The sequence below is a fragment of the Rhodanobacter sp. G1 genome, from assembly GCF_055397855.1.
Genome location: NZ_AP039674.1, coordinates 17,336 through 40,876, shown reverse-complemented (window position 1 = coordinate 40,876; position 23,541 = coordinate 17,336). Strand labels below are relative to the sequence as shown.

The 23,541-nt window shown below is 64.6% G+C and carries 18 protein-coding genes and 1 pseudogene; 5 read left to right on the top strand and 14 right to left on the bottom strand.

All coding sequences use genetic code 11. The annotated features are described in order from the left end of the window. Nucleotides 1-173: 173 nt before the first annotated feature. From ACZ5Z2_RS00160 to ACZ5Z2_RS00145, 4 genes are read right to left on the bottom strand one after another with little or no spacing between them, the layout of a single operon-like run. A complete protein-coding gene (locus ACZ5Z2_RS00160) occupies nt 174-419 on the bottom strand; it encodes a hypothetical protein (RefSeq protein ID WP_464759966.1) in 246 nt (81 codons plus the stop codon). A gap of 19 nt (nt 420-438) precedes the next feature. Further along, the gene (locus ACZ5Z2_RS00155) at nt 439-1,089 is read right to left on the bottom strand and encodes an RHS repeat-associated core domain-containing protein (protein WP_464759965.1); all 651 of its coding nucleotides are present in this window, start codon (nt 1,087-1,089) and stop codon (nt 439-441) included. A gap of 46 nt (nt 1,090-1,135) precedes the next feature. Next, nucleotides 1,136-2,143: a site-specific tyrosine recombinase XerC gene (gene xerC, locus ACZ5Z2_RS00150; RefSeq protein WP_464759964.1), complete on the bottom strand. Its 1,008-nt coding sequence runs from the start codon at nt 2,141-2,143 to the stop codon at nt 1,136-1,138. Nucleotides 2,144-2,146: 3 nt separating this feature from the next. Next, complete coding sequence (locus ACZ5Z2_RS00145) at nt 2,147-3,697, bottom strand: hypothetical protein (RefSeq protein ID WP_464759963.1); 1,551 nt, start codon at nt 3,695-3,697, stop codon at nt 2,147-2,149. A gap of 41 nt (nt 3,698-3,738) precedes the next feature. On the opposite strand from ACZ5Z2_RS00145, the gene ACZ5Z2_RS00140 reads away from it, so the two are divergent. Both ACZ5Z2_RS00140 and ACZ5Z2_RS00135 read left to right on the top strand, forming a co-directional pair. Then, nucleotides 3,739-4,817 (top strand): IS3 family transposase gene (locus tag ACZ5Z2_RS00140; RefSeq protein WP_464759962.1). Its coding sequence is split into 2 segments (ribosomal slippage): nt 3,739-3,997 and nt 3,997-4,817, totalling 1,080 coding nucleotides; the frame shifts between segments, so codons are not numbered across the junction. A gap of 62 nt (nt 4,818-4,879) precedes the next feature. Further along, a complete protein-coding gene (locus ACZ5Z2_RS00135) occupies nt 4,880-5,305 on the top strand; it encodes a helix-turn-helix domain-containing protein (protein ID WP_464759961.1) in 426 nt (141 codons plus the stop codon). 90 nt (nt 5,306-5,395) lie between these two features. On the opposite strand, the gene ACZ5Z2_RS00130 is transcribed toward ACZ5Z2_RS00135, so the two are convergent. From ACZ5Z2_RS00130 to ACZ5Z2_RS00085, 10 genes and pseudogenes are all read right to left on the bottom strand, one after another. Then, on the bottom strand, nt 5,396-5,857 hold the full coding sequence (locus tag ACZ5Z2_RS00130; protein ID WP_464759960.1) for a hypothetical protein: 462 nt from the start codon (nt 5,855-5,857) through the stop codon (nt 5,396-5,398). 270 nt (nt 5,858-6,127) lie between these two features. Then, complete coding sequence (locus ACZ5Z2_RS00125) at nt 6,128-6,493, bottom strand: hypothetical protein (RefSeq protein ID WP_464759959.1); 366 nt, start codon at nt 6,491-6,493, stop codon at nt 6,128-6,130. 272 nt (nt 6,494-6,765) lie between these two features. Beyond that, nucleotides 6,766-6,954: an antitoxin VbhA family protein gene (locus ACZ5Z2_RS00120; RefSeq protein ID WP_464759958.1), complete on the bottom strand. Its 189-nt coding sequence runs from the start codon at nt 6,952-6,954 to the stop codon at nt 6,766-6,768. Between the two features lie 376 nt (nt 6,955-7,330). After that, the gene (locus ACZ5Z2_RS00115; RefSeq protein WP_464759957.1) at nt 7,331-7,639 is read right to left on the bottom strand and encodes a DUF6968 family protein; all 309 of its coding nucleotides are present in this window, start codon (nt 7,637-7,639) and stop codon (nt 7,331-7,333) included. A gap of 43 nt (nt 7,640-7,682) precedes the next feature. After that, a complete protein-coding gene (locus ACZ5Z2_RS00110) occupies nt 7,683-9,764 on the bottom strand; it encodes an RHS repeat-associated core domain-containing protein (RefSeq protein ID WP_464759956.1) in 2,082 nt (693 codons plus the stop codon). 35 nt (nt 9,765-9,799) lie between these two features. Further along, nucleotides 9,800-12,301: a DUF6531 domain-containing protein gene (locus tag ACZ5Z2_RS00105; RefSeq protein ID WP_464759955.1), complete on the bottom strand. Its 2,502-nt coding sequence runs from the start codon at nt 12,299-12,301 to the stop codon at nt 9,800-9,802. A 274-nt stretch (nt 12,302-12,575) separates the two neighbouring features. After that, entirely contained in the window at nt 12,576-12,698 is a 123-nt protein-coding gene (locus ACZ5Z2_RS00100; protein WP_464759954.1) for a hypothetical protein, read from the bottom strand. Nucleotides 12,699-12,805: 107 nt separating this feature from the next. Then, a pseudogene (locus tag ACZ5Z2_RS00095) lies at nt 12,806-12,904 on the bottom strand (IS3 family transposase); the annotation flags it as partial. A gap of 704 nt (nt 12,905-13,608) precedes the next feature. Continuing rightward, nucleotides 13,609-14,172, bottom strand: a complete 564-nt coding sequence (locus ACZ5Z2_RS00090; protein ID WP_464759953.1) for an acetate uptake transporter — start codon at nt 14,170-14,172, stop codon at nt 13,609-13,611. Nucleotides 14,173-14,310: 138 nt separating this feature from the next. Beyond that, nucleotides 14,311-15,732 carry a hypothetical protein gene (locus tag ACZ5Z2_RS00085; RefSeq protein ID WP_464759952.1) on the bottom strand — a complete coding sequence of 474 codons (1,422 nt, stop codon included), beginning with the start codon at nt 15,730-15,732 and terminating at the stop codon, nt 14,311-14,313. A gap of 181 nt (nt 15,733-15,913) precedes the next feature. Between ACZ5Z2_RS00085 and acs the strand changes: the two genes are divergently transcribed. The 3 genes from acs (at nt 15,914) to ACZ5Z2_RS00070 (ending at nt 23,531) form a co-directional block, all read left to right on the top strand. Then, entirely contained in the window at nt 15,914-17,854 is a 1,941-nt protein-coding gene (gene acs, locus ACZ5Z2_RS00080) for an acetate--CoA ligase (protein ID WP_464759951.1), read from the top strand. 96 nt (nt 17,855-17,950) lie between these two features. Next, the gene (locus ACZ5Z2_RS00075) at nt 17,951-18,628 is read left to right on the top strand and encodes a response regulator transcription factor (RefSeq protein ID WP_464759950.1); all 678 of its coding nucleotides are present in this window, start codon (nt 17,951-17,953) and stop codon (nt 18,626-18,628) included. Nucleotides 18,629-18,836: 208 nt separating this feature from the next. Continuing rightward, the gene (locus ACZ5Z2_RS00070; RefSeq protein ID WP_464759949.1) at nt 18,837-23,531 is read left to right on the top strand and encodes a glutamate synthase-related protein; all 4,695 of its coding nucleotides are present in this window, start codon (nt 18,837-18,839) and stop codon (nt 23,529-23,531) included. Nucleotides 23,532-23,541: the final 10 nt, after the last annotated feature.

Below are 23,541 nucleotides of genomic sequence, written 5' to 3'. Positions count from 1 at the left end.
GGATCGTTTGCGGGCGTTCCCGTGTTGGGAACGGGCCCGATATTTGGAGGGGGAGGCGACGTAGAGGGCGGCGGTGCTGGTGCTGGCACAGCCTGTGCCGCAAGCCCCGATGGATCGATCCATCGCCCGGCGCTTGGCGGGCACGCAGCGAGCGCCTAGCGTCCGTCGGTGCCTCAGCGTTTCGTATCGGACAACTGACGACCTATTAATTCAAAATCCTCATCTGGCTCAAGGTAGTGAATTAAACCTATCCTTTCCGCCCTGATGATCACTCCCGATCGCAAATACTCCCACTGCTTCTGCGGAAAATCCGCGCTGTATTCGCTCGCATCAATAGAGCAGACAACCGTTCCGTGACTATCACCGGATAGAGCCACTCGATCCCCTAGTCTCACTTCCTGACCGTCTGCGTATTTCATGCTTCAACATCTCCAATCGTCATAACGGTATCGCCCCTGGAGGTGGTGGCGGATTTGTCACACCATTTGGCACCCAAAAGCACTGACAGTTATTCGGATTCTGATTCATCCGGTACAGGTGAACGTGATCGCCCGGGAACGGATAGTGAGGCTTACTCGGCGGAACTCGATCAAGCCGGTAACCGATTGTGCCTACAGGTGGGCTGCATGGGGGGCAGGAATTGCCGTCTCTGTGACAGATTTCGTAGACAAGGACACCTGTGCCGATAATACCACCGGCGGCGGCGCCCACTGCCGTACCAAATCCAGGCTCAATGGCCGATCCGATCTCTCCGCCCACCTCGATTCCTTGGGCAACCTGTGTCCCGGTGGGGTCAACGTACATCAGCGGGTTGTTCAGACCGTATGCGTACGTTGAGATGCCGCCGTTCAGCCCGGTGGGATCGGATTGGCAGTATCGCCCCGTGGCTGGCTCGTAGCAGTCCCGCATGCCATTGCTGACGATGCCTGTTTCGGCATCGAAGTACTGCCCCGGCAACCGTACCCTTGACGCGATCTGACGCCGACGCCGGTGCGAAGCCTTGATGCGATGCGGGTTGGCGAGGGTAGCGAGCATGAGGCGGTCGAGGCGTCCAGGCGATTTTTCCTTGAGACGGTTTTGTACGCGCATACCCGCACGCGGGCAAGCATAGGCCACGCCGGATGGGACGCGGATATCAGTCGGTGGGGTTTGTGTCGCCGCGTTCCAGCCGGGCCGCCGGGTGCGTGGCTGTGTGGATTTCCTTGAGCTTGCCGATCGACACGTGCGTGTAGATTTGCGTCGTGTCCAGGCACGCGTGCCCGAGCAGCTCCTGGATGAAGCGGATGTCGGCCCCGTTCTCCAGCATCTGCGTGGCCATCGTGTGCCGCAGCAGATGGCAGGCCCCGCGCAGGCGCACGCCCGCTGCATCCAGGTACCGGCGCACGATGGTGGCCAGTCCGTTATTGCCCAGCCGCTGCCCGAAGCGATTCAGGAAGAGTGCCGCTTCCTGGGCATCGACCGCCAGGTGCGGACGGGCGTCATCGAGGTAGCGACGCACCCATGCCAGCGCACGCTCGCCGATCGGTACCAGCCGATCCTTGCCGCCCTTGCCCTGGCGCACCCGCACCACGCCGTGTACGAAGTCCAGATCGTAGAGCGAGAGGTTGCGTGCCTCCTGGCGACGGATGCCGGTGGAGTACACCAGTTCCAGCAACGCCCGATCGCGCAGGCCCTGCACGTCGGTGACGTCCGGCAACGTCAGCAGCCGCTCCATCTGGTCGGCCGGCAACCCTTCCGGCAACGTCACGCGCGGTGCGCGCGGCAGGTCCAGGTCGGCGGCGGGATTGGTCGGCAGGTGGTGATGCTTCACCAGCCACCTAAACCAGTGCCGCAGATGCGTCACGGCCAGCGCCTGGCCGCGCAGGCTGAGCGGTGCGCCGTCCGCCTTGCGGTACTGGAAGAGATGCCGCTGGTAGCGTTCGAGGATCGGCAAGGTGATCTCACCGGGACGGGCCAGACCGCGATCCCGGCACCACGTCAGGAAGACCGCCAGGGTCTGCCGGCGCGCACGCAGCAGCTCCTCGCTGTAGCCCAGCATCGTCAGGTGTTCCAGATACCGGCGCATCCACGCCGCCAGGCTGTCCGGTGCACTCGGCGCTTCCAGCAGCCGGCGATGCTCGCCGTAGTGACCGGCGCGAGGCATGACTTACATGCCTCGCATCGCGCGGTACGACGCACCGTTACGACGCGACGGCGCCGCTTCGCTCCCGTGACGTGCGGCAGCAGGCAGCGTCGCGACTAACGAGGGCGATACCGCGTCATCCGGCGGCGTCCGCGCGTTTTCGTCGGGCCGACGTTGCCCCGACTCCTCACCGACCACCGCCCGACCCGGCGCCGACCGATCGCACGTCGCCCCCGACCGATCGCCCGTCGTAGGCCCGGCCAGCGTGGCTGCATCGACCAGGCCGATCAGTTGGCGTTGCGCAGCATCCAGGTCGCCGTCAAACGCGAGCTCGTAGTGGAAGCGCGTGCCGAGGCGATGCACGATCAGGTATTCGTGATCTTCCAGTCGCGCCAGGTGCAGCTTGAGCTGGGTGTCGCCGTGCCGCGTGGCCTCGCGCAGCTCACGCCGGGTAAAACGCACCTGCGTGCGGGCCACGCCATGAGTTTGCTGGCACGCGTCCACGTAAGCCACCACGTCCCGCAGCACCCGCCGCGTCTGCGGCGGCAGTTCCTCCAGCGAGTGGCCCAGCACCTCGCTGGCCAGACGGTTGGCCAGTGCGATATCGGCGCGCGTCACCTCGATGTAGTCGAGGCCGCCGGCCCGCTTCACGGGGCGCTGATGCTGGTGCAGCAAGGCGATGGCGTCGATCAGCGTCAGGTACTTGGCGTGGTCGCGGCGCAGGCGCGGGGATTCGCTGCGGAAGGTCAGTTGCTCCGCATAGGGGTTCACCACCGCAAGCGGACGCAACAGGCGCTGCGCATTCTGGTGCAGCGTGCGGAGCTCATTCGCGGCCTGCGCGGCCAACAGACCTTCCAGCGTGCGTGCCTGCCGTTGCCGCCGGTGGATCGCCTCGGTCTGCTCGCGGCTTTCGTTGATGGTGAGTACCAGGCAGCGATTGAGCAGTTCTTCGTCGAGGGCGATCGCGGTGGTGGTCAGGAAGAGCATCACCGGACCTTCGACGCGGTATTCCTCGGTGACCAGCTTGCCGGTGGCCGGGTCCTTGCCGGTGCTGGCGATCGTCAGCTCGCCCTGCGATTGCAGCAGCTTCAGCGCGTAAGCGGCCTGGCGCACGCCTTCTTCTTCGGCGATGGCGAGGATCTTGTGCTTGAGGTCGCCTTCGCCCAGGTAAAACAGCGACTGCCCCGTCATCGCCGAGTAGTGCACGCGCTGCTCGGCGGGCATCAGCGACAGCAGCAGATCCATCACCGTCGATTTGCCGGCGGCACTGGTGGACTGGATCAGGATCGCGAGCGGCTTGTCGAGCCGGCGCGACACACACGCCAGGTAACCGACCAGGGCGGTGTGATCCTCGCCGACGACGCCGAGCGCCGCCACGTCCGCCACGATGCGCTCGACCAGCGCCGGATCGCGCAGCAACGTCATCGCCGCCGCCTGTTGGTCCGCGGACAGTTCCGGTGCGGCCGTCGCGGCCGTTTTCGGGGCCTGCCGCGCGCGGATCAGTGCATCTTGCTGCAGTTCCACCGCGCGCAGCAGTTGGGCCAGGTCCGACGTCCCCCCGGTTTTGAGTAGCACGGCCGTTTGGAGTCCAATTCCCCAACCGAAGGAGATTGGACGTGAAGAAACGCTTTTCCGAAGAACAGATCATCGGCTTCCTGCGTGAGGCGGATGCCGGGCTGCCGATCAAGGATCTGTGCCGCCAGCACGGCTTCAGCGAGGCCTCCTACTACCTGTGGCGCAGCAAGTTCGGCGGCATGAGCGTGCCGGACGCCAAGCGCCTGAAGGAGCTGGAGACGGAGAACACGCGGCTGAAGAAGCTGCTGGCCGAGCAGATGCTTGAGAACGAGGTGATCAAGGACGTCCTGCGAAAAAAACCGTAGGCGCACCGGCCCGGCGAGCGTTGGTGCGCCAGATGATCGACAAGGGGCTAAGTGAACGGTGCTCGTTGCGCGTGGTGGGCATGAGTGCCAGCGCGTACCGCTATCAGGCGCAGCCAGACCGCAACGTGGTGCTGCGGCGGCGGATCGTGGAGCTGGCGCAGCGGCACAAGCGCTACGGTGTGGGGATGATCCACCTGAAGCTTCGGCAAGAAGGCGGCGAGCCGGTGAACTACAAGCGTGTGGAGCGGTTGTATCGGGAGGAACGGCTGCAGGTGCGTCGGCGCAAACGGAAGAAAGTGCCGGTGAGCGAGCGGCAACCGCTGTGTCGTCCATCGGCGCCCAACGAGGTCTGGTCGATGGACTTCGTCTTCGATCGCACCGCCGACGCCCGCGTCCTCAAATGCCTGACCATCGTCGATGACGCAACGCATGAGGCGGTGGGCATCGAAGTCGAGCGAGCCATCTCCGGCACGGGCGTAATGCGCGTGCTGGATCGTCTGGCAATCATTCGCGGCCTGCCCAAAACGATTCGCACTGACAACGGCAAAGAGTTCTGCGGCAAGGCGATGGTCGCCTGGTCGCACGAGCGCGGCGTGCAATTGCGCCTGATCGAACCGGGCAAGCCGAACCAGAACGCTTACATCGAATCGTTCAACGGTCGGCTGCGCGATGAGTGCCTCAACGAACACTGGTTTCCCAGCCTGCTACACGCGCGCACCGAGATCGAACGCTGGCGCCGGGAGTACAACGAGGAGCGACCGAAGAAGGCGTTGGGTGGGCTGACACCTGCCGCCTACGCGAAGCAGTTAAAGTAACTCCGGACTCTAAACCGACCCGCTACTCAAAGCGGGGGGACGTCGTACCCCATTACGGGGTAATGTCAACCTCATTCCTGCGCCGCGAGGACTACGCTTTGAAGCCAGCACAGTTCGACTGGATTGATCAGATGGCCTCGGGCGATATCGCCTTCTTCACCGCCCTCGGCAAGCGCGTCGCGCAGCTGCGGCAGGATCGCGGGATGACGCAGCAGCAGTTGGCCGACACCTTGGGTATCGCCCAGCAGACCTTGGCCAACTACGAGACAGGGTGCTCGCGCCTACCGGCGTCCATGCTACCGACACTCGCTGATGTGTTCCGCGTTCCCGTGGATACCCTGCTAGGGCATACCGATCAGCGCACCAAGAAGCCCGGCCCGGTGCCTAAGTGGCAACAACAGATCGAGACGATTGCGCAGTTACCCAAGCCCAAGCAGCGGCTGGTGACGCAGATGCTCGATGTGTTGTTGCAGCAGGCCACTAACTAAGCGGCTAAACAAGAACGATCCGGCACCACGCCGATCGCACAGCAGCACCCTCACGGGACGCTTCAGGCATTCCGTGAGGGTGCTTTTTATTTACTCAACAACACTCCCGGCATTCCCACGAGAGCCGTCGGTTTGCAGCGCCGCTATTTGCGCGTCGATCTTCTTGATCGCTTTCTCGAACGACGCCGGGTTACGCACGAGCCGATGCACGCCCAGCCGATACAGCCCAAAAAAGTAGATCAGCAGAGCGCACAGACCCGTGTAGCCGGCCAGCCAACGCGGGAAATTCATCCATATATTCACGCCCAGCACGGCCGACGCTGCCGCGCCGGTCAAGGCGATCAGTACGCCTTGCAAGAGATACCCATTCTGCTCATCCGGCGCATCATGCAGCTTCATCAGGAACGCTTTACGCGCTTCCCGCTGAGTCCATTTCTTCTGGCGGCTGCGCTCGTTCAGGGCAAATATCGGTCGCAATACCCACTGCTGCGCAAGCCGTTTTAGTTGCTTCCATACCGCCATGATCGCCAGCACCAACGCGATCAAATTCATCCACCGATCCACGGTCATGGCACATCTTGCTTGCTGAGGAACGCACCCACACGGTGGATCGCTTCCACTGACGTCAACTTGCCAGACGCCCATGCTTCCAAGATGACCGTGACTGCAGGTGATCGGGACTGGCCCATCAACAGCCACTCTTGGTCATCTTCCAGCAACGCTTGGCGACGCCCTTCGATCGTTGTTAGGTCATGCACGATGGTCACCTCCTCAGTGCAAAGTGTCTTTGGGAAGGAGTGATGAGTCTAGAAGTTCGTGGCATTACGTTTTCGAGCCGAACGGCATCAGGCCCAGCCGCTCCACTTCCGCCCGCACCGCCTGCACCTTGGTCGGCGCATTCATGCCGCGCAACAACATCACGGTTTCCGCCAACAGACCCAGCAGACGCGCATCGCCCAACCCAGCGGATGCCGCCGTCAATGCCGGACTGGACACGCCGCGCAAGCCTTCGCCGATCGCGGCCAGCAACGTCGATCGCAGGCCAATGAACTCCTCTTCCCACTGATCCCGCGCGAAGATGCGACCGCGCAAAAACGCGCTCAGCGATTCGCCGGCTTCGGCCGCCTGGATGGCCAGCATTTCCGCCTGGTCATGCGAGACCACGACGGTCAGTTTGCGATAGCTCATGCCATTTCCCTGTTCCGAACAAGTTCCGAACAGGACATTTGCAAAAACAAAGGCTTGCCGCAACTGTTCGGACGTCGTTCCGAACCAACTTTCAAGCCAACGCCGATAATTGCTGCACGTTCAACCGGTTACACACCCGGCAGGGTGCGTATGGTGTATGCAAGCACCGAGGGTTAAGGACACAGGGACTTTTTGACGTCCTCGAACCCCACGGTGATGGCGCCCCAGAAGGTCACCCCTTCACCGCTGCGAAGGCAGCGGCCAGCGTGCCGTTATTCGCCGCTGTGTGCGATCACCAATACCTCGCGATTGAACGCTTCCTGGGTCAACAAGCCCAAGCTCGCACGCTCCAGCATATCGCGCATCGCCGGCGTGAACACGAGCCCTTCCATTTCACCGGAAGCGATGGCGTTTTCCAGCGCGGCACGGCGTAGCAGGTCGGCGTGTTCGGCAGCGGTCATGGCGGGGCCTCTATGGGCACACTGAGGGGTGAGCGATGGCCAGCGGCTAGGGAAAAAACTACCGCGTGATAGCCGATTCCATTTTACCGCGCGGGGTGGTCAAAGCGGCTCGCTGGGAGGTGTTTCTTTTCCTCCGCCGAACCCTACGTGGACAACACGGCACCGACACCGTGATTCGACGGATGGCACGCCACCGGCTGGTGAGCCGTAGGCGAACCATCGCCCGGCGCTTGGCGGTCGCGCAGCGAGCGCCTAGCGTCCGTCGGTGCCTCAAACCAACACGCTGCTTAGGGCAAAGAAGAACGCCCGCACGGGGCGGGCGTTCCGATTCATGCTCCGACCTTTTGTCGCCGCGCTTTCGTAACAAGGCACGCTATTACACAGGCAATAAACCAAGATCTGGTTCGCTACCATCCAACCACTGAATCTCTCCGTTCGTCACCTCATCCAATGTGGTGACGTAATAGGAGAGCTTTTTCAGTGCAAGGATGAGTGCCTGCATTGAATCAATTCCACCTGCATACCTAACCTTTTCATCACCAGCACCTAGAACTTGGAAAGGGCAAAAGAAGTCGTCATCATCCGGGAATTTTTCGGGCTTGCCGAAAATTATTTCAACTTCACGGCCACTCTTTGCCTGAAGGGTTCGTCTGGCAACAATACTGTCAATTTTTTCGAGCTTCATGAGAATCCCTTAAAAGCATGAATTGAAAATCACCGATGTCGACTCAAAGGACAGGTATCGGGTCAAGGAATGGCATTGGCGTAGGAACCGGCATCGGAGTTGGCTCAAATACTGGCAAGACCGGAATTGGATGTGCATTGGGGTTGGAATTGTTCGGATCTTGAGTTGAGGGATTGGTACTTGGCGCGGCAACACTCCAAGTCACCAATGGAGGCAGGGGCCTGTTTGCCCTGCATGCACCATATCTTTCGTTCGCACTTGCCCAACATCTACTGCGAATTGCCTGTTCCTCAGATGTTGTGTTTGGCAAGCTTCGGCATATGGCCTCGTCTTCCTGTACCTGCTCTTCACAGTCCTTTCCTCCCTTCCCAACCCCCGGGCAGGCGCGATTTGCTGGACTGCTATTCCATCCACCCCAAAGCGGATTGGGGGACAACCCATGTGGATCTGTGTAAGTAAATGGGTTGTTTAGCCCGTATACGTACAGACCGATGCCACCGTTGAATCCCGACGGATCGGGCTGGTCGAACCGCCCGATACCCGACTCGTAGTAGCGCGCGCCGTTGTAGTTCAGCCCGGTCTCTACATCGAAGTACTGCCCCGGGAAACGCAGATTGTAGGTATAGCCGCTGCTCGTCGGGGCGATTTCACCCCAAGCATTGCCCGCGTAAGGCCAGCTCCATTCCGTGGTACCGCCGGCATTGGCGATAGTCCGGGGCGTGCCCAACTGATCCGCCGTGATGTAGGCCAGCGTGCCGGTGCTGCCCGTGGTGTCCACGTTCGCCACCGGGATCCCGCCCATCCACACGTAGTCCCGGTTCGTCGCTCCCTGCTCGCTGAGCAGTTGCTGCCCTTCGTCGTAGCTGTAGGTCTCGCTAGACGTGCCAGCAACCTTGCTGATGCGCTCGCCCACCGAGTCATAGGTGTAGCTGCCCACCGTGCTGCCCGCGACCTGGGCTACAGCTAGCCGGCTCCGGTCGTTGTACCCGAACCCCAGGTTGCCGCTCGCCGCCGTGATCGCCGTGGTGTTGCCGTCCGCGTCCACTGTGCGCGCATAGCTGCCGGTGCTGACGAGCTGGTGCGTGTTCGGGGTGTAGCTATACGTGCCCGTAGCCAGGCCGCCGCCCGTCTTGCTCAGCCGATCGCCCGTCGGGTTGTAGGTCACGCTCTCCAGCGTGCTGCCACCGGCCTCGGTGATCGCGGTCAGACGGTACAGCGGGTCGTAGCTGTAGGTTTCCGTGGCCGGGTTCGCGCCGGCGGCGTTGCCGATGGCCGTGATATCGCCCATCGCGTCCCGCGCCACGTGCAGGCTGAAGGCCGGGCTGGTCAGATCCGTCAGGCGGTAGTTGGCATCGTAGGTGCGGCTGACCGCCTGCCCGTTGCCCAGTGTGTACCCGCTGACCGGGCCGAACGGCTGGTAGGTGACGCTGCTGACGGCCGTGCTGGCCATGCCGTTGGGCGGCGTGACGCTGAGGCTCTGGATACGCCCGTCGCTGTCGCGGCTATAGGTAACCATCGTGCCGCTCGGGTACACGATGCCGCTCAGCCGGCCGGCGGTGGTGTAGGCGTAGCCGGTGGTGGCGGTGCCGGTACCGGTGGTTTGCTCCTTCTCGATCACCCGGCCCTGGGCGTCGTAGCAGTACACCGTGGTGACGGTGTTCTCCACGATGCGGGTCAGGTGGCCGATGGGATAGCTGGTGCTGCAGCCGGTGACACTGTTGGCCTCGTCGTAGTAGTACGCGATGTTCTGGCTGCTGTCGGGGTAGCTCGCGCTCAGCCGCCGGTTCTGCGCGTCGTAGGTGTAGGTGACCAGGATGCCCCTGGCGTCGGTCGCCGTGAGCACGTTGCCGGCGGCGTCGTAGGTGCGCGCGGTGACGCCGGTATCGGGGCTGGTCTGCCCGGTGGGATCGGACAGGCCGTCGTACTGGTAGGTGGTATTGAGACCGCTAGGGTCGGTCACCTGGGTGAGGCGATCCAGGGCGTCGTAGCTGTACTTGGTCGTGGTGTTGGCCGTCTGCGCGAGCAGCGGTGTCACGCCCGTGAGCATCGCCACGCCCAACAGTGCACCGGCCAGTGACCTGAGGCGGAGGGGCGCGATCTCTTTCACGGCAGCGGAGGCATTCATTGCGACGTGTCCTTGGTCCATATCCCTGCACCTAGTCAGTTCGTGCCGTTGTAGTTGTCGATCGTCTGCACCAGGCGATTGAGCGCGTCGTAGCTCTGCTGCCGCTGGATGCCCAGGCCGTCGTTGCTCTGCACCAGGTTGCCGTTGGCGTCGTAGCTGCCGGCGGCGCTGGCGTTGAACACCGTGTGGTTCAAGCCATCGACCACCGTGGTCAACTCACCCAGCGCGTTGAAGGTGCGGCTGAGGCTCTGATGCACCGTGCCGTTGCTGTCGAACACCTGCTCGGCGGTCTTGTCGCCGGCCGCATCCAGCGTGTACTGCACGGTGTTGCCCTGGGCATCGGTGACCTTCACCAGGCAATGGGCGGCGTCGTAGCCGTAGCTGGTGGTGATGCCATCCGGGTCGGTGACGGACGACACCGCGCCGTAGGGCGTGTAGCCGAAGGTGGTGGTGGCACCACCCACCGTGCGGCTGGCCAGCCAGCCGCGGGGTGTGTAGGTGAGGTCGGTGTTGACTCCATTGGCGTCGGTGATGCGCGTGGGTCGGCCATCGGCGTCGTAGGACGCGTAGGTCGTCACGTGGCCCAGTGGGTCGGTCACGGTGTACAGGTCGCCCGGCTGGTGGCAGGCACCGCCCGGCGTCGGGCAGCCACTGCTCGCGCTGTCCAGGTAGTAGCTGTAACTCGTGGTCTGCGCGATGTCGGTGCGCGGGCCCGTCGCTGTCAGCAGCAGGCCCACGATCGGGCACTGCGTGTCATCCACGGCCGTGCAGTAGGTGTACATCCAGCGGCGCACGCCGGCCGGTACTGCGCCGGTAGCACTGCAGGCGTAGCCGTTGGCGGCGTTGTTGCCGGGATCGATCTCACAACGGGCCAAGGTCTGGCCGGTCGCGCTATAGACCCACTGGGTGGAACTGACCGTGGCGCCTGAGGCATTCAGCTCGACCCGCGTCAGTGGCACGCGCAGCGTCGTGTTCCAGGTGAAGTTCGTCGTGCGCTGGCTCGCTGTGCCGGAGGCGTCGATTCGCTGATCAAGCAGGCCGGTGGCGTCGTAGGTGGTCTGCGTGAGGACGCCGTTGAAGTCGGTGTAGGAGGCTGGATAACCGTTGGTGTCGTAGGTGCGCGTCTTCCAGGGTTGGCTGCACTCCGTTCCGCAAGGTTGACTTAAACCTGCAATAGCGGCTTTGCCATTCGTGACATTGAATTGTATGTTTTCGCTGACACCAAGCGAATATTGCAGTGTAGCAGAGCCATCATCATTATAAGCAATTGACGCCATGTTTACATTGCCCGTAAATCCGCTCGATACAGCAAGTCCGCTATTGTTATAGCTGGTACTGGCGTAACGAACTCCTGACTCATCCACGACTCCGGTCAACGCGTTAGGGAGATTGGTGCTTCCTGTCAGTGTCTGCTCGTTATAAAGATATTGCCTTACCTTGCTGTCCGGGTAAGTGACCGTAACAAGATTTCCATTTGTGTCGTACGTATAGGCAAACACCCCACCATCCGGCAATGTCATCCGACTAAGCTGGCTAGCGCTATTATAAACGAAGTTGAGTTGCCGACCTTTGGGATCGGTCACCCTGATCAGCAAACCAGCCATCGGAGCTATGGAGCTTGGCGTGGTCGCCATACTGTAAGTCAGAGTTTCAACTTGTCCCGACTCGTCGCTGATCGATTGAAGAACTCCGCTTACATCATAGTTTTCATATTGATGCAATGCTGCAACGAACAATATATAACCCGTAGCCACTCCGCTTTCGTTGTCAGTTTCAATGAGCTGATTCGAGGTTACGGGCAAGGATATCCATGCGTTACCTGCCTTGGTGTATTCCAGCTTCTTTCCATCTGGCCTATTCGCCAAAATGACGGGTGCATGGCCGGAAGGAAATTCTACTTTGAGTGACCGATCAAAGCTGTTGCGCCATTGCATTCCCATATGAGCAGGATAAAGCAATTGACTGTTGTAGAAACGACGAAATGTGAGCCATGGCGAGCCTTCATAGTCGTCCTCTTCTTCATATTTATTCCCCGTGGCTGCGTTGATAGGGTCGGCAATGTTAGGGCTGCCGCCCTGGCCGGCAGAACATGAACAGCCACCTGAGCCTTCACCGCTATCGCCAAGATCGCCGCTTCCTGCGTTTGCATTTGAATCCAGAGAGCAATAGTACTCCGCTGCCATGGAGGGTTGACTCCAGAAATGCCAGTCATAGAAATAGCTGTACGAGTAAATGGCTGTTATACCCGGGCCCGTGCCTGGCGCCGAGTAGCAATATTGTTGGGCATCGTTACCCACATTGAATGCATTGCAGGGTGACTGAGGGCTATTGAGCCACCACTCTATGGATGCGCAACCTTGCGTGCTGGCATGGGCAAGCATCGGTAGCATGCCCGCTCCAACCAGTAATAGCATTGCAAACGTTCGCCGCACATACAGCTGGACAAAGTTAATGTTAAGACTGGCTTTCGTTGCCAGCCCCAGAGCAATAAATAAGCTGCGCCTCATATTTTTGAAGTCCATTGTTTTAAGTTTCATTCGAAATTAAGCGACGACATGACGCGACTTTTGCGAAATTCTGAATTTTTCCATTAATAATCAAGCTACTTCAGGTGCATATCTGAAGGCTGCCAAGTGCTCGGCATTCTGTGAAGATCAACAACTTGCAGGATCGGCTGCGTGCTGGCCTGCGATCCTTGGCTGGGAATGTTTCGCGTCACTGCGGCGCGCGCACCATGCTGTATAGGCTGGATTATTGCGACAGCGGAGGCATTCATTGCGACGTGTCCTTGATCCATGTCCCTGCACCTAGTCAGTTCGTGCCGTTGTAGTTGTCGATCGTCTGCACCAGGCGATTAAGCGCGTCGTAGCTCTGCTGCCGTTGGATGCAGAGCCCGTCCGCGCTCTGCACCAGGTTGCCAGCTGCCGGCCGCACTAGCGTTGAACACCGTGTGATTCAGGCCGTCCACCACCATGGTCAGCTGGCCCAGGGCGTTGAAGGTGCGGCTCAGGTGATCCTGCCCCCGTTTCACGGACACCCGTCTAAGCAGCGTTTGCCTGCTCGAACTGCTCCGGGCTGAGATAGCCTAGCGTCGAGTGCAGGCGGTTCCGATTGTAGTCAACCTCGATGTACTCGAACACCCTGTCTTCCTTGATCTTCCCTGACATCAGCGACTCTCCGGCCCTGATTGCGTGGGTGCCATCGCAACGCGACGAACGGCAAGCTGCACGCGACACCAGTATCCTGATCGTGTCTCGGTGTCAATCAGAAAGATCGACATCCCGCTTCGGGCTGCTCGAAGTGCCGCGGTGGCCTCGTTCGGCCATCGCAAGGAAAACGTCGGGTCAAACCGGTGGTCGTCTCTGATCAGTTTGAGCCACGGACGCACCCAACCGCCCCAATCCGTGGAAAGCTGCCCCTCGATCTTCCCGTAGGTATTGGCCGCGTCCAAGGATCCGCTCATGGATCCGGATCGGTGCGGTATCCGTGGCTAGAAGCCTCAATGGCGAACGCGTCAGCAAGCCGGTGATGCGTCGATCACAGCAAACGCCGAGCCCGCCCGTGTCCCTGCAGGCGGGCTCGGCGCTTGAATCACCCGAGAGCACCCCGTTTGCGCAAGGAGTCCTCCTTCCGTGACGCAGGTTCGCGGGCACGGCGCAGCTTCGTCCAGCAGCGCGCTCTGCCAGCCGTCGTCCTCGGCGTGGTGGCGGAGGGTTTCGAAACGCCCTTCCGGATTGGAAGCGGCGCCGCGGCCCTTGATCGCCTGCGGTGGAAGGAAGGAATCGCCCATCCGCGCAGTGTGCCGCGCGGGCATCTCACCGCGCGCGACACCTGCGCCTTCGCATCAGCCGATCGGCAACACGGTGCGTTGCTGGTTGTCGTTGACGATCTCGGCGGCGGACAGGTAGAACGCCAGCACCGCGGTGAGCAGGCCCATGTAGCCGCCGGCCTGGTGCAGCCCCGCCATGCCCGTCCATTCGCCCGCGGCGAGCAGGAAGAAGGTGATCCACAGCGCCAGGAAGATCAGCTGCAGCGCGCGCGGCGCCTTGAACGTGCCCAGCCACATGTAGAAGGTGAACACGCCCCACAGGAACAGGTACCAGCCCACGAAGGCCGCCGGCACCTTGTCGTGCAGAAACAGCACGAACAGCGCGAACGACCACCAGAACGCGCCATAGCTCAGGAAGGCGGTAGCGCCGAAGGTGTTGCCGCGCGGCAGTTCCATCACGCCGGCGATGGCCTGCGCGGTGCCGCCGTAGGCCAGGGCGCAGGCCAGCACCATGCCCATCGCCTCGCCGCCGAACCAGCCGGCGTTGATCATGCTGAGCAGCCAGGTGGTCAGCGCGAAGCCGGCCAGGCCCAGCGGCGCGGGGTTGGAAAATTTCGTCTGCGTGCTTGCATCGCTCATCATGTGTTCCCCAGTGGTTCGGATGGCGGTATGGGTGGTGTCGCGCGCGCAGCGGGCCATCCACGCGCCGCGCGCCGGCTCGTGCTTGTTGTTTTGGAATGAGGAAGGCGGCGCCGTCGTCCGGCGCCGCCTGGACGATCAGAACTTGTACATGCCGCTCAGGCTGACCTGGTTGCCGCTGGTGGTCTTGCGGTTGGTGCCGTCGGTGGTGGATTCCAGCCTGCCGTACAGCCACTCGACGCCGATCGCGTAGGCGCCGGCCGCGTACTGCAGGTTCGCGCCCGTCTGGCGGCTGCGCAGCAGGCCGGTGGCGCCGTTGCCCATCCAGCGGATCACGTCGTCCTTGTCGGGCCTGCTGGTCGCGTAGATCGCGTTGAGGCTCCAGTTCGGCGTGAAGTTGTAGCCGGCCTGCAGGTAGCCGCCGGTGTCCTTGATGTCGCCGAACTGCGACAGGTCGCCGAACACCTCGCCCAGGCCCTTGCCGGTGTAGGCATTGGCCTTGAACACCCACGGGCCGGGCTTCCACTGGCCGCCCAGTTCGTAGCCCACGCTCTTCACGGTGGACTGCACCGGCGTGGGCGCGGCGCCGTTCACGCCGCGCAGGTCGACCTCGCTGTAGTGCGCCACCGCGTAGGCCAGCCAGTGCTTGTCCTGCACGTGCAGGCGCGCCTCGATCTGCGGGCGGAAGCCGGCGTTGCCGGCCGTCAGATAAGCGGTGTTGTTGACCGCGCCGTCCGGCCCGTTCCACGAACCCTCGAACGCGCCCAGATCCAGCCGCCACTTCGGGCCTTCGCCGCCGTGGTTGAGATCCTGCATCACCACGATGCCCGGGAAGCGCCAGCCGATCATGCCGCTGCCGAAGCCCAGCGGGAACGCGATGTGCGCCAGCGAGTCGGTCACGTTGTCGAGCGGGAACAGGAACTCCCACTGCTGGCCGATGCGCACCGTGGTGCCGGTGGTCGGATTGACCAGATCCATGTAGGCCTGGCGCAGGCGCGGCGTGGGCTGCTGCTGGCTGTAGGCGCCGGTGCCGTTGTAGCCGCCGAAGAAGTCCATCTCGATGCGGCCTCCGCCGACCCAGTCGCCGGCGAACTTGGCGCCGCTGAAGTCCAGCCAGAAGCGCGTGTTGCGCACGTCCATGCCGCTGAGCGAGCCCTTCGAGCCGGCCACCGGATACTCGGCGTTGGTGCCGTTGCCGTAGACGAAGCTCTTGCTCTGCTCGAAGGCGCTGGCGCTGACGAAGCCGTGCAGCGCCACCGACACGCCCGGCGCGGTGGTGAACACCGGCTTGGACTCGGCGGCCGGCGCGGCGGCGACGTTTTGCGCGGGCGCGGCTTGCGCCGGCTGGCTCGCCGCCGGCTGCTTCTGCGCCTGGATCATCGCCTTGAGCTGGTTCAGCTCCTGCTCCAGCTGATCAACCCGCTGCTCCAGCTGCTGCTCACGCGCGCTCTCGCCCGAAGCGCTGGCGGTCTGCGCCTGTGCCGCCCACGGCAGCGCCAGCGCAAAGGCGATACCCAGCGCCAGCGGCGTGCGGCAACGACGAACGAGTGTCGAACTCATGGAAGCTTCCCCTTGGGAGTGGTGCGCCGAGCATGGTCATGCCTGCATGCGCGTGGCTATTCGCCGTTGGTCTTAGCCTCGACCAAAGTCGATAGCCGCAGCGCTTCGGCCCCGCGGCGACATCGCTACACTCGAAGGCCTGCCGACGCCGTCCGCATCCGTACCCACCAAGGAGACCCGCATGTCCACGATCCATCCGGTCGACCCCGCGTTCGCCGCCAAGGCACGCATCCGCAAGGACGACTACGAGCGGCTGTACGCCGAGTCGGTGCAGGATCCCGAAGGCTTCTGGGCCAAGGTGGGCGAGCGGCTGGACTGGGCGAAGCAGCCCACGAAGATCAAGGACGTCTCTTTCGACCCGAAGAACCTGCACATCCGCTGGTACGAGGACGGCGCGCTCAACGTGGCCGCGAACTGCCTCGACCGGCACCTGAAGGAACGCGGCGACAAGGTGGCGATCATCTTCGAGGGCGACGACCCGAATGAATCGCGCAAGCTCACCTACCGCGAGCTGCACGCCGAGGTGTGCAAGTTCGCCAACACGCTGAAGCACCTGGGTGTGGCCAAGGGCGACCGCGTGGCGATCTACCTGCCGATGATCCCCGAGGCCGCGGTGGCGATGCTGGCCTGCGCGCGCATCGGCGCGATCCACTCGGTGGTGTTCGGCGGCTTCTCGCCCGACTCGCTGGCCGGGCGCATCGCCGACTCCGCCTGCAAGCTGGTGGTGACCGCCGACGAAGGCGTGCGCGGCGGCAAGAAGATCCCGCTCAAGGCCAACGTGGACGAGGCGCTCAAGCGTCCCGGCACCAACAGCGTGGAAACCGTGGTGGTGGTGCGCCGCACCGGCAGCGCGGTGCCGATGCAATCGCCGCGCGACCGCTACTGGCACAACCTGATGGACGGCCAGAGCGCCGACTGCCCCGCCGAGCCGATGGAAGCCGAGCACCCGCTGTTCATCCTCTACACCTCCGGCTCCACCGGCAAGCCGAAGGGCGTGCTGCACACCTCGGCGGGCTACCTGGTGTTCACCAGCTACACCCACGAGTGCGTGTTCGACCTGCGCGACGACGACGTGTACTGGTGCACCGCCGACGTGGGCTGGGTCACCGGCCACAGCTACGTGGTGTACGGCCCGCTCGCCAACGGCGCCACCACGGTGATGTTCGACGGCGTGCCCAACTACCCCGACTTCAGCCGCTTCTGGCAGGTGGTGGACAAGCACAAGGTGACCCTGTTCTACACCGCGCCCACCGCGATCCGCGCGCTGATGCGCGAGGGCGAGGCGCCGGTGAAGAAGGCCTCGCGCGCCAGCCTGCGCCTGCTCGGCACGGTGGGCGAGCCGATCAACCCCGAGGCCTGGGAGTGGTACTGGCGCGTGGTGGGCGACAGCCGCCTGCCCATCGTCGACACCTGGTGGCAGACCGAGACCGGCGGCATCCTGATCACGCCGCTGCCCGGCGCCATCGACGCCAAGCCCGGTTCGGCGACCAAGCCTTTCTTCGGCATCAAGCCCGCCATCGTCGACGCCAACGGCGAAGTGCAGCAGGGCGCCTGCGAAGGCAACCTGCTGCTCACCGACTCCTGGCCCGGCCAGATGCGCACGGTGTACGGCGATCACCAGCGCTTCATCGAGACCTACTTCAGCGCCTACCCCGGCAACTACTTCACCGGCGACGGCGCGCGCCGCGACGAGGACGGCTACTACTGGATCACCGGCCGCGTCGACGACGTGATCAACGTCAGCGGCCACCGCATCGGCACCGCCGAGGTGGAAAGCGCGCTGGTGGCGCATCCCAAGGTGGCCGAGGCCGCGGTGGTGGGCTGCCCGCACGACATCAAAGGCCAGGGCATCTACGCCTACGTCACCCTGGTGGCGGGCGAGACCGGCAGCGACGAGCTGAAGAAGGAACTGGTGGCCTGGGTGCGCAAGGAGATCGGCCCGATCGCCACGCCCGACTACCTCCAGTGGGCGCCCGGCCTGCCGAAGACCCGCTCGGGCAAGATCATGCGCCGCATCCTGCGCAAGATCGGCGAGAACCAGCCCGACCAGCTCGGCGACATCTCCACCCTCGCCGACCCCAGCGTGGTGAAGAACCTCGTCGAGGAACGACTCATCAAATGACCCTTGCTTCGTCATTCCGGCGAAGGCCGGGATCCAGCGCCTTTCAGGCACAAGACACTGGATCCCGGCCTTCGCCGGAATGACGGATCGAACCCCATGCCCGACATCCTGATCGCCGACGACCACCCGCTGTTCCGCGACGCCCTGCAGCGCGCGGTGCTGGCCGCGCTGCCGCAGGCGCAGGTGCGCAGCGCCGACAGCGTGCACGGCCTGTACGCGCTGATCGAGCAGTACCCCGACGCCGACCTGCTGCTGCTCGACCTGCACATGCCCGGCGCGCGCGGCTACTCCGCGCTGGCGCACATCCGCGGCCAGTATCCGGGCCTGCCGATCATCGTGGTCTCCGGCCACGAAGAAGCCCAGGTCGCGCGCCGCGCGCTCGCGCACGGCGCCGCCGCCTACATCCCCAAATCCACGGTGGGCAACGAGATCGTCCGCGCCATCCGCGCCGTGCTCGACGGCGACGTGTGGCTGCCGCCGCAACTCGTCGGCGGCAGCGCCGAACTCAAACCCGACGAAGCCGATATCGCCGCCCGCATCGCCGCGCTCACCCCACAGCAGTTCCGCGTGCTCACCATGATCGCCGAGGGCCTGCTCAACAAGCAGATCGCCTGGGAACTGGGCGTCTCCGAGGCCACCGTGAAGGCGCACATGACCGCGATCATGCGCAAGCTGGGCGTCAACAACCGCACCCAGGTCGCCCTCGCCGCCAGCCATCTCGCCGTGGAACCGGGCGCGATGCAGCCGCTGCCGGCGGAGGAAGACGGGGAGTAGAAGCCCGGACGGAATGCCCCGCACCGCCTCCCGTCCGGGCGGCGCCGGCGCCGCCTGGACGGCGACCTCCGAAACTTTCCGAGTGACAGGCACGGACGTTTAGACATATAAACGTCCATACATCTGCGCAAAGAGGCTTGCGGGCACGGCCCGCTTGCGCTATTGCTGCAGTGCAGTATATTCGGAACGACGCCCCCGGAGACCCACGATGAGCCAGCCGCACGCGCAGGGCCTGTACGACCCACGCCATGAGCACGACGCCTGCGGCGTCGGCTTCGTCGCGCACATCAAGGGGCGAAAAAGCCACGCCATCATCGAGCAGGGCATGGCGATCCTGCGCAACCTCGACCACCGCGGCGCGGTGGGCGCCGACCCGCTGATGGGCGACGGCGCCGGCATCCTGATCCAGATCCCCGACCAGCTCTACCGCGAGGAGATGGCGCTGCAGGGCGTGACCTTGCCGCCATCCGGCGAGTACGGCGTGGGCATGGTCTTCCTGCCCAAGGAGGAAGCCTCGCGGCTGGCCTGCGAGCAGGAGCTGGAGCGCAAGGTGCAGGCCGAGGGCCAGCTGGTGCTTGGCTGGCGCGACGTGCGGGTGGACACCGAGATGCCGATGTCGCCGACGGTGAAGGCGCGCGAGCCGGTGATCCGCCAGATCTTCATCGGCCGCGGCCCCGACGTGATGGTGCCCGACGCGCTGGAGCGCAAGCTCTACGTGATCCGCAAGACCTCCAGCCACGCGATCCGCGCGCTGGGCCTGAAGCACGGCCAGGAATACTTCGTGCCCTCGCTGTCCACGCGCACCGTGGTCTACAAGGGCCTGCTGCTGGCCGGCCAGGTGGGCCGCTACTACAAGGACCTGGCCGACCCGCGCGCCGTCTCGGCGCTGGCGCTGGTGCACCAGCGCTTCTCCACCAACACCTTCCCCGCGTGGGAGCTGGCCCACCCGTACCGCATGGTCGCGCACAACGGCGAGATCAACACGGTGAAGGGCAACGTGAACTGGCTGAACGCGCGCACCGGCGCGATCGCCTCGCCGGTGCTGGGCGACGACCTGCCCAAGCTGTGGCCGCTGATCTACCCCGGCCAGAGCGACACCGCCTCGTTCGACAACTGCCTGGAACTGCTCACCATGGCCGGCTATCCGCTGGCCCACGCGATGATGATGATGATCCCGGAGGCGTGGGAGAAGCACACGCTGATGGACGACAACCAGCGCGCGTTCTACGAGTACCACGCGGCGATGATGGAGCCGTGGGACGGCCCCGCCGCGATCGCCTTCACCGACGGCCGCCAGGTGGGCGCCACGCTGGATCGCAACGGCCTGCGCCCGGCGCGCTACCTGGTCACCGACGACGACCTCGTCATCCTCGCCTCCGAGGCCGGCGTGCTGCCGGTGCCCGAGGCCAGCATCGTGAAGAAGTGGCGCCTGCAGCCGGGCAAGATGCTGCTGATCGACATGGAGGCCGGCCGCATCATCGACGACGCCGAGCTGAAGTCCCAGCTCGCCAATGCGCGGCCGTACAAGCAATGGATCGAGCGCATCCGCATCCGGCTCGACGACCTGCCCGACGCGCCGCCCGAGCCGCCGGTGGGCGAACACCTGCTCGACCGCCAGCAGGCCTTCGGCTACACCGCGGAAGACCTGAAGTTCCAGCTGCTGCCGATGGCGCAGAACGGCGAGGAAGCGATCGGCTCGATGGGCAACGACGCGCCGCTGGCGGTGCTGTCCGACCAGGCCAAGCCGCTCTACAGCTATTTCCGCCAGACCTTCGCCCAGGTCACCAACCCGGCGATCGACCCGATCCGCGAATACCTGGTGATGTCGCTGGTGTCCTTCATCGGGCCCAAGCCCAACCTGCTCGACATCAACAACGTCAACCCGCCGCTGCGCCTGGAAGTGCAGCAGCCGGTGCTGGGCTTCGCCGAGATGGCGAAGATCCGCAAGATCGGCCGCTACTCCAAGGGCAAGTTCCGCAGCCACACGCTGGACATCACCTACCCCGCGCGCTGGGGCAAGGCCGGCATCGAGGCGCGGCTCGCCTCGCTGTGCGCGCAGGCGGTGGACGCGATCAAGCAGGGCCACAACATCCTGGTGGTGTCCGACCGCCTCGCCGATCGCGCGCGCGTGGCGATCCCCGCCCTGCTCGCCACCTCGGCGGTGCACCAGCACCTGGTGGAGCGCGGCCTGCGCACCTCCACCGGCCTGGTGGTGGAAACCGGTTCCGCGCGCGAGGTGCACCACTTCGCCCTGCTCGCCGGCTACGGCGCCGAGGCGGTGCATCCCTACCTGGCGATGGAGACGCTGGCGGCGCACCACGCCAAGGCGCCCGGCGGCGTCACGGCGGAGAAGGCCATCGCCAACTACGTCAAGGCGATCGACAAGGGCCTGCAGAAGGTGATGTCCAAGATGGGCATCTCCACCTACATGTCCTACACCGGCGCGCAGATCTTCGAGGCCGTGGGCCTGTCGCGCGAGCTGGTGGACAAGTACTTCACCGGCACCGCCAGCAACATCGAGGGCATCGGCCTGTTCGAGGTGGCGGAGGAAGCGCTGCGCGTGCACGCCGCCGCCTGGGGCACCGACCCGGTGCTGGAAGGCGCGCTGGCCGACGGCGGCGACTACGCCTGGCGCGTGCGCGGCGAAGAGCACCTGTGGACGCCCGACGCCATCGCCAAGCTGCAGCACGCCACCCGCGCCAACAACGCGGCCACCTACGAGGAATACGCGCGCCTCATCAACGACCAGAGCCGCCGCCACCTCACCCTGCGCGGCCTGTTCGAGTTCCGCTTCGACCAGGCCACGCCGGTGCCGCTGGACGAGGTGGAGCCGGCCAAGGAGATCGTGAAGCGCTTCGCCACCGGCGCGATGTCGCTGGGCTCGATCTCCACCGAGGCGCACACCACGCTGGCGCTGGCGATGAACCGCATCGGCGGCAAGAGCAACACCGGCGAGGGCGGCGAGGATCCGGCGCGCTACCGCGCCGAGCTGAAGGGCGAAGCGATCAAGGACGGCGATACGCTGGCCGGCATCATCGGCCGGCAGCACGTCGAACGCGACCTGCCGCTCAAGGCCGGTGACTCGCTGCGCTCGCGCATCAAGCAGGTGGCCTCGGGCCGCTTCGGCGTCACCGCGGCCTATCTCGTCTCCGCCGACCAGATCCAGATCAAGGTGGCGCAGGGCGCCAAGCCCGGCGAAGGCGGCCAGCTGCCCGGCCACAAGGTGTCGGAGTACATCGCGCAGCTGCGCTTCTCGGTGCCCGGCGTGGGCCTGATCTCGCCGCCGCCGCACCACGACATCTACTCCATCGAGGATCTGGCCCAGCTCATCCACGACCTGAAGAACTGCAACCCGCAGGCCTCGATCTCGGTGAAGCTGGTGTCGGAAATCGGCGTGGGCACGGTGGCCGCGGGCGTGGCCAAGTGCAAGGCCGACCACGTGGTGATCGCCGGCCACGACGGCGGCACCGGCGCCTCGCCGTGGTCGTCGATCCGCCATGCCGGCTCGCCGTGGGAACTGGGCCTGGCGGAAACGCAGCAGACCCTGGTGCTGAACCGCCTGCGCGGACGCATCCGCGTGCAGGCCGACGGCCAGATGAAGACCGGCCGCGACGTGGTGATCGGCGCCCTGCTCGGCGCCGACGAGTTCGGCTTTGCCACCGCGCCGCTGGTGGTGGAAGGCTGCATCATGATGCGCAAGTGCCACCTCAACACCTGCCCCACCGGCGTGGCCACGCAGGATCCGGTGCTGCGCCGCCGCTTCACCGGCAAGCCCGAGCACGTGGTGAACTACTTCTTCTTCGTGGCCGAGGAAGTGCGCAGGCTCATGGCGCAGCTCGGCGTGCGCCGCTTCGAGGAACTGGTGGGCCGCGCCGACCTGCTCGATACCCGCGCCGGCATCGAACACTGGAAGGCCAAGGGGCTGGATTTCAGCCGCGTGTTCCACCGCCCCGAGCTGCCCGGCAGCGTGGCGCGCAGGCACGTGGAGGAACAGGACCACGGCCTCTCGCACACGCTCGACCACGTGCTGATCGAGAAGTCCGCACCCGCGCTGGAACGCGGCGAGAAGACCCGCTTCATCGTCGACGTGCGCAACATCCATCGCAGCGTGGGCGCGATGCTCTCCGGCGAGGTGGCGCGGCGCCACGGCCACGAAGGCTTGCCCGACGACACCATCCACGTGCAGCTCTCCGGCACCGCCGGGCAGAGCTTCGGCGCCTTCCTCGCGCGCGGCATCGCGCTCGACCTGGTGGGCGAGGCCAACGACTACGTGGGCAAGGGCCTCTCCGGCGGCCGCATCGTGGTGCGCTCGCCCAACGACTTCCACGGCTTCGGCCCCGAGCACATCATCGCCGGCAATACCGTGCTGTACGGCGCCACCGACGGCGAGGCGTTCTTCAACGGCGTGGCCGGCGAGCGCTTCGCGGTGCGCAACTCCGGCGCGCGCGCGGTGGTGGAAGGCACCGGCGACCACGGCTGCGAATACATGACCGGCGGCACCGTGCTGGTGCTGGGCGAAACCGGGCGCAACTTCGCAGCCGGCATGTCCGGCGGCGTGGCCTACGTGTACGACCCGAAACAACAGTTCGAGGCGCGCTGCAACCTCGCCATGGTGGCGCTGGAACCGGTGCTCGCCGGCGTGGAGCAGGAGGTGCGCATCCCGCGCGCGCAATGGCACCACCCCGCGCGCGGCGCGGCGCCCGCCACCGACGAGGCGATCCTGCGCCAGTTGCTGGAGGCGCACTTCCGCCACACCGGCAGCTTCCGCGCCAAGGAGATCCTGGCCGACTGGCCCAACGCGCGCGGCCGCTTCGTGAAGGTGATGCCGCACGAGTACCGGCGCGCGCTGGCCGCCGCCCACAGCGGCAGCGGCACGACCACCCCTGCCACCGCCACGGCCTGAGGAGACGCGA

What these genes read in the sequence shown, in the direction of transcription:
- ACZ5Z2_RS00135 (WP_464759961.1), top strand. Translation starts at nt 4,880, where the DNA reads ATGTCAACCTCATTCCTGCGCCGCGAGGACTACGCTTTGAAGCCAGCA.
- ACZ5Z2_RS00130 (WP_464759960.1), bottom strand. Translation starts at nt 5,857, where the DNA reads ATGAATTTGATCGCGTTGGTGCTGGCGATCATGGCGGTATGGAAGCAA.
- ACZ5Z2_RS00125 (WP_464759959.1), bottom strand. Translation starts at nt 6,493, where the DNA reads ATGAGCTATCGCAAACTGACCGTCGTGGTCTCGCATGACCAGGCGGAA.
- ACZ5Z2_RS00105 (WP_464759955.1), bottom strand. Translation starts at nt 12,301, where the DNA reads ATGAAACTTAAAACAATGGACTTCAAAAATATGAGGCGCAGCTTATTT.
- acs (WP_464759951.1), top strand. Translation starts at nt 15,914, where the DNA reads ATGTCCACGATCCATCCGGTCGACCCCGCGTTCGCCGCCAAGGCACGC.
- ACZ5Z2_RS00085 (WP_464759952.1), bottom strand. Translation starts at nt 15,732, where the DNA reads ATGAGTTCGACACTCGTTCGTCGTTGCCGCACGCCGCTGGCGCTGGGT.
- ACZ5Z2_RS00115 (WP_464759957.1), bottom strand. Translation starts at nt 7,639, where the DNA reads ATGAAGCTCGAAAAAATTGACAGTATTGTTGCCAGACGAACCCTTCAG.
- ACZ5Z2_RS00160 (WP_464759966.1), bottom strand. Translation starts at nt 419, where the DNA reads ATGAAATACGCAGACGGTCAGGAAGTGAGACTAGGGGATCGAGTGGCT.
- ACZ5Z2_RS00075 (WP_464759950.1), top strand. Translation starts at nt 17,951, where the DNA reads ATGCCCGACATCCTGATCGCCGACGACCACCCGCTGTTCCGCGACGCC.
- ACZ5Z2_RS00155 (WP_464759965.1), bottom strand. Translation starts at nt 1,089, where the DNA reads ATGCGCGTACAAAACCGTCTCAAGGAAAAATCGCCTGGACGCCTCGAC.
- ACZ5Z2_RS00120 (WP_464759958.1), bottom strand. Translation starts at nt 6,954, where the DNA reads ATGACCGCTGCCGAACACGCCGACCTGCTACGCCGTGCCGCGCTGGAA.
- ACZ5Z2_RS00110 (WP_464759956.1), bottom strand. Translation starts at nt 9,764, where the DNA reads ATGAATGCCTCCGCTGCCGTGAAAGAGATCGCGCCCCTCCGCCTCAGG.
- ACZ5Z2_RS00090 (WP_464759953.1), bottom strand. Translation starts at nt 14,172, where the DNA reads ATGAGCGATGCAAGCACGCAGACGAAATTTTCCAACCCCGCGCCGCTG.
- xerC (WP_464759964.1), bottom strand. Translation starts at nt 2,143, where the DNA reads ATGCCTCGCGCCGGTCACTACGGCGAGCATCGCCGGCTGCTGGAAGCG.
- ACZ5Z2_RS00070 (WP_464759949.1), top strand. Translation starts at nt 18,837, where the DNA reads ATGAGCCAGCCGCACGCGCAGGGCCTGTACGACCCACGCCATGAGCAC.